Here is a 5,557-nt window from a genome sequence, read left to right as displayed (position 1 = left end):
TGCTCACCGCCTCGGTCCTGGTCGTCTCTGCCGGCAGCGTCTCGCCGGACATCCGCATCGGCATCGCCGGGCTGGCCGTCGCCCTGGCGCTGATGGCCGCGCTGATCGGGGTCGAGCGCCGGGCCCGCACCCGGCTGCTGCCGCGTGACATCTTCCGGCTGTCGACGCCGCTCAGCCGCCTGTTCGTGGTGATGTCGCTGCTGACCGTGACGGTGACCGGCACGGAGATCTTCATCCCGCTGTTCCTGCAGGTGCTGCACCAGCAGACGCCGCTGGTCTCCGGCTATCTGGCCGCGCTGATGTCGGCCGGCTGGTCGGCCGGGTCGATCACCAGTTCCGGCGCCGGCGGGCGCGCGGCCGGCCGCGCCATCCTGGCCAGCCCGGCGCTGGCCCTGGCCGGCATGGCCTGCCTGGCGGCGCTGGTGCCGGTCGCCGGCGGTGGCGACTGGACCCTGCTGGCGCCGATCTGCGTTGCCCTGGTGTGCATCGGCCTCGGCATCGGCTCGGCCTGGCCGCATCTGCTGACCCGGGCGCTGCAGACCGCGCCGGAGGACGAGAAGACGCTGGCCGCCAGCTCGCTGACCACGGTGCAGATGTTCGTCACCGCGCTGGCCGCGGCCCTGGCCGGCATGGTGGCCAATCTCGGCGGCCTGCTGGACCCGGGCGGAATCGCGGGCACCGCCAGCGCCGCCGGCTGGCTGTTCGGCCTGGTCGCCCTGGCGCCGCTGCTGTGCCTGCCGGTGGCGCTGCGCGTCGGCCGCGCCCGGCCGGCTACGCGGCACGAGCCCGGCCGGACGGCGGCCTAGATCGGGTCGGCCACCGCGGGCTCGCCGAACCAGCGCGTGACGACCGAGGCGGCGCCATCGAGGTCTCCGGCGGCCCCAGTCGCCCAGGCGACGATCCCGTCGGGGCGCACCAGCACGGCGCTCAGGCCCAGCCTGTCGCGGGCATCGCCGGCGACATAGCCGATCCGCTGCCCCCACCGGCCGGCCAGCTCCGCCCGCGCGGCCTCGGCGTCGAAATCCAGGAACAGCCCCTTGCCGGTCCTGAGGCGCTCTCCGAGCCTCGTGCCGTCGGCCAGCTCGAAATCGGGGGCGCTGCGGCCGACCAGCGGGTGGCCGCCGCCGAGATCGTAGCGCAGGGACACGCCCCAGACCCGGCCGGCGAAATAGGCCGCGCCGTCGCCCGTGGCGATGAGATCGCGAATGATCGCCTGCAGCGCGCGCGGGCCGGGGGCCGGCCGCATGAGCTCGACCTGGGCGCGCGACCAGTCCAGCACCTGTGCCCCCACCGGATGCCGCTCGGCCTCATAGCTGTCGAGCAGGCCGGCCGGCGCGTCGCCGCGGATCGTGGCCGCCAGCTTCCAGCCGAGGTTGATGGCGTCGCCGAAGCCGAGATTGAGCCCCTGCCCGCCCAGCGGGGAGTGGATATGCGCGGCGTCCCCGGCCAGCAGCACCCGCCCGCGGTGGTAGGCGGTGGCCTGGAAGGCGCGGTCGGTCCAGGTGGCGGCCTGGCGCAGCGCCGTCACGGTGACGCCGGTGCCGGAGACACGGCGCAGCACCGCCTGCACATGCTCCAGCGTGATCGGCCGGGTGCGGTGGAAGGCGCCGCCGTCGAAATCGACCATCGCGACCGTCCCGGGCCGGGCGAAGGTGTACATGCCCGCCGGCGTGTAATGGCGGCCGGGGCTGAGCGTCTCCGGATCAGCCATCTCGACCTCGACGGAATAGCCGGTGAATTCGGGATCGGTGCCGGCGAAGGCGAAGCCGGCCGCCTTGCGGACCGTGCTGCGGCCGCCGTCGCAGCCGACCAGCCAGTGCCCGCGGACCATCTCCCCGCCGGCATGGATGGTCACGCCGTCCTCCGACGGGTCGACGGCCTCCACGCCGCGGCCGCGCCGGATCTCGACGCCCATGGCAACGGCACGGTCGGCCAGGACGGATTCGATCCGCTCCATCTCCACCGCCAGGCTGGTGCCGGCCGGGCCGGGCAGGCGATACGGCCAGGCCGAGGGGTCGATCCTGTCCTGGAAGAACTGGAGGCCGGCGAAATGGCCGCCCGGGCGGCGCCCCTGCCCCGCCCAATGCGCGACGGCCGGGGCGCCGGCGCCGTCCGAGACGCGCGAGATGTCGTCGAGCAGGCCACGGCGGTGGAAGGCGTCGAGGGTGGGGGCCGACAGGCCGCGCAGCCCGAAGGGCAGGCGCTTCAGGGGCGAGCGCGGATCCTCGGACTGCTCCAGCACCAGCACCGAACAGCCGGCGAGGCGCAGCTCGCAGGCGAGGAACAGGCCGACGGGGCCCGCCCCGGCAATCAGGACATCATGGATCACGGTAAATTCCTCAGGCGAGTGTCCGCCGGCGGCATCGGCTCGGCTTAATTTTTACACTCAGTATAAATATATATATGGTATAAGCTCCGGCATGTCAAACCCGCCCGGACTCCGAGACCGCAAGAAGGAGATGACGCGCCAGGCGATCTCCAACGTCGCCACACGCCTGTTCGTCGAACGCGGCTTCGACGCCGTGTCCGTCGCCGATATCGCGCAGGAGGCCGATGTCGCCCGGAAGACCGTGTTCAACTACTTCCCCCGCAAGGAGGACCTGGTCTTCGACCGTGAGGAGGAGGTGCGGACGCTGGTGCGGGACGCGCTTGCGGATCGCGACCGGCAGCCGCCGGTCGCCGCGGTCCAGGCTCTGATGCGCCGGCTGGCGGAGAGCGGGCATCCCCTGTTCCGGATGTCCGAGCGGCCCGTCCGGTTCTGGCGCATGGTGGCGGACAGCCCGGCGCTGACGGCGCGCGCCTGCGAGCTGCAGGTGACGCTGGCCGACGATCTCGCGGCCTTGCTGGCCGGCGCGGCGGGACAGCCGCGCTCCGACCCCGGCGCGCGCCTGGCCGCGACGATGCTGATGGCGACGCTGGTGGTGGCCTATCGCGAGGCGCTGCGCGCCTTCCGAGAGGCCCGGGAGCCCGTGCCGGCCCTGTCGGCCGTGATGGAGCGCGGCTTCACCGGCGTCGACGCCGCCCTGGCCGGGACGCCTTACGTCCAGCCGTCCTAGTCGGTGTCGTCGTGCAGCCTCTGCGGCCTGGCCGCGGCGCCGGTCTGCGCCACGGGCTTGGTCGCACCGGCGGCCGCGGTGGTGTCCAGGCTGTAGATCTCCAACAGGCCCTCGGTCGTCGTCTCCTGGGCATCCGTGTTCTGCTGCTGCTGCGAGACGGCGTCCGCGAACTCCGCACCGGTCGAAGGCTTCGTTGCCTCGAACAGATTGCCCATCAGCACCGCAAGGTCTTCGGGGACGACGGGGCCTGCGGCGACCAGAGATGTCATGTGGCCTTGATCGCCGATGGCCATGATCAGCGCGATCGCCTTGGACACCACCGCCGCGCTGATCTGGTTCAGGGCCTGCTGGTCATGCGCGGCGTCCTGCAGGTCGAGGCGGTCGGACAGGCCGGCCGCCTGGTGCAGCAGGGCGACCGCCTGGGCCGGCGACTCGACCTCGACGCCGGCATGCGCCCTGCCGGTCGCGTGATCGACCGCCTGGTACAGCGCGGCGATCAACTGGGCCGGCACCTCCACCATCACCATGTCGGCGTGCCCGGGCTTGTCGATCTCGGCCATGATCGTCTCCCGCAATCCGCATCGTGGAAAACGGCGGCCAGTATAGCGCCCGGGCCGCCGGGAGTCCCTTCCTACCCCTCGACCACCAGCCGGTAGCCGACGCCGGCCTCGGTCGCGATCAGGCGCGGCCGGGCCGGGTCGTCGCCCAGCTTCTGGCGCAGCTGGCCGACATAGACGCGCAGATACTGCATCGCGTCGATATGGGCCGGGCCCCAGACCTCGCGCAGGATCTTCTGATGCGTCACCACCCGGCCGCGATGCGCGGCCAAGAGGCGCAGGATCTCGAATTCCTTCTTCGACAGCCGGATCTCCTTCCCCTCGAACCGCACGCGGCGGTGCGGCACGTCGACGGTCAGCGGCCCGGCCTCGATCACCGCCTCCGCGGCCTCGTCCTCCTGCCCGCCGCGGCGCAGGGCGGCGCGCAGCCGGGCGGTCAGCTCGGCGATGCCGAAGGGCTTGGTGACATAGTCGTTGGCGCCGCGGTCCAGCGCCTCGACCTTCTCGGCCTCGCCGGCGCGGACCGACAGCACGATCACCGGCACCGCCGACAGCTCCCGGATCCGGCTCAGCACCTGCTGGCCGTCGATGTCGGGCAGGCCGAGGTCGAGGATCACCAGGTCGGGCCGGTCCTGCACCATCCGCTCCAGCCCCTCGGTGCCGCCGGCCGCCTCGATCGGGGCATAGCCGTCGGCGGCCAGGCTGATCTTGAGAAAGCGGCGGATCTGCGGCTCGTCGTCGATGATCAGGATGCGCGGCGCCGGCCGCGTCTCGGGCGAGGTCGTCATCACATCCCCATCGAAATGCCGGGCAGCGCCGGCGCCGCCAGGTCCGGCGGGAAGGTCACGGTGAACACCGCGCCGCGCCGGTCGCCGCGGTTGCCGGCGACGATCTTCCCGCCCATGGTCTCGACGAAGCCGCGGCAGATCGCCAGGCCCAGCCCGGTGCCGGCCTGGGCGCTGTCGCCCTGCTGGATGCGGTGGAACTTGTCGAAGATCGCCTCCAGCTTGTCCTCCGGGATGCCGTCGCCCTCGTCCAGCACGCGGATCACCAGCCCCTTCTCGTCCCGCGCCGACACGGTGATGCCGGTGCCGGCCGGGGCGTATTTGGCGGCGTTGTCGATCAGGTTGACCAGCACCTGCTCCAGGAGGATCGGGTCCAGCAGGACCAGCGGCAGGTCCGGCGCGATGTCCAGTACCAGCCGGTGCCGGGCGACCAGCGCCGCGCTGCGGTCGGCCGCGGCGCCGATCACCTCGGCCACCTCGGTCGCCACCAGCTTCGGCTGCAGCACGCCGGACTCGAGGCGGGTCATGTCCAAGAGGTTGCCGACGAAGCGGTTCAGCCGCTCGGCCTCGTCCTCCACCGTCTCCATCAATTCGCCGCGCGCCGCCGGGTCCAAGGTGGCGTCGTAGCGGCGCAGGCTGGAGATGCCGCCGATGATCGAGGCCAGCGGCGTGCGCAGATCGTGGCTGATCGAGGTCAGCAGCGCGGCGCGCAGCCGCTCCGTCTCCGCCACCACGCGGACCTCGTCGACATCCTTGGCCAGGCGCACCCGCTCGATCGCCACCGCCGCCTGGTCCATCAGCGAATCCAGCAGGCGCTGGTCGTCGGGGCTGAGCAGCGGCCCCGGCTGGTCGCGGTCGATGCCGACCACGCCGATCTGGCCGGAGGCGGTGCGCCAGGGCAGGAACAGCCATCTGCCGCCGGGCAGCGTGTCCGCCCCCCGCCCCGCCGGCCGGTCATTGGCCCAGCTCCACTGCGCGGCCGCCCGTTCCGCCTCCTCGATCCGGTCCTCCGGCGGATATCCCGCGACCACCTGCAGCGACCCGTCCTGCGGCATCAGCACGACGACGCGCAGCTTCAGCATCGAGGCGATCTGGTAGGCCGCGGCCCAGAGCAGGTCGTCGGCCGAGGCGATCGCCGCCAGCTTGCGGCTGAACCCAA

General features: G+C 72.5%; 6 protein-coding genes. 2 read left to right on the top strand and 4 right to left on the bottom strand.

The genetic code is table 11. The annotated features are described in order from the left end of the window. The coding region (locus tag ABDW35_RS31185) for an MFS transporter (protein WP_343717737.1) at positions 1-806 on the top strand (806 nt) is incomplete at its 5' end. Here ABDW35_RS31185 and ABDW35_RS31180 read toward each other — a convergent pair. After that, a complete protein-coding gene (locus tag ABDW35_RS31180) occupies positions 803-2,329 on the bottom strand; it encodes an FAD-dependent monooxygenase (protein ID WP_343717736.1) in 1,527 nt (508 codons plus the stop codon). The genes ABDW35_RS31185 and ABDW35_RS31180 overlap by 4 nt on opposite strands. Positions 2,330-2,459: 130 nt before the next feature. Between ABDW35_RS31180 and ABDW35_RS31175 the strand changes: the two genes are divergently transcribed. Further along, positions 2,460-3,056, top strand: coding sequence for a TetR family transcriptional regulator (locus tag ABDW35_RS31175; RefSeq protein WP_343717735.1), 597 nt, complete (start codon positions 2,460-2,462; stop codon positions 3,054-3,056). Here the strand turns inward: ABDW35_RS31175 and ABDW35_RS31170 are convergent. From ABDW35_RS31170 to ABDW35_RS31160, 3 genes are all read right to left on the bottom strand, one after another. After that, a complete protein-coding gene (locus tag ABDW35_RS31170; protein ID WP_343717734.1) occupies positions 3,053-3,616 on the bottom strand; it encodes a RebB family R body protein in 564 nt (187 codons plus the stop codon). The genes ABDW35_RS31175 and ABDW35_RS31170 overlap by 4 nt on opposite strands. A gap of 71 nt (positions 3,617-3,687) precedes the next feature. Beyond that, on the bottom strand, positions 3,688-4,401 hold the full coding sequence (locus tag ABDW35_RS31165; RefSeq protein ID WP_343717733.1) for a response regulator transcription factor: 714 nt from the start codon (positions 4,399-4,401) through the stop codon (positions 3,688-3,690). Continuing rightward, positions 4,401-5,557 (bottom strand): ATP-binding protein (locus tag ABDW35_RS31160; RefSeq protein WP_343717732.1); only part of this gene is annotated, 1,157 nt, incomplete at its 5' end. The genes ABDW35_RS31165 and ABDW35_RS31160, both read right to left, overlap by 1 nt.

It is taken from the genome of Inquilinus sp., assembly GCF_039594555.1.
GTDB lineage: Bacteria > Pseudomonadota > Alphaproteobacteria > DSM-16000 > Inquilinaceae > Inquilinus.
This window is presented reverse-complemented; position numbering and strand designations above follow the sequence as displayed.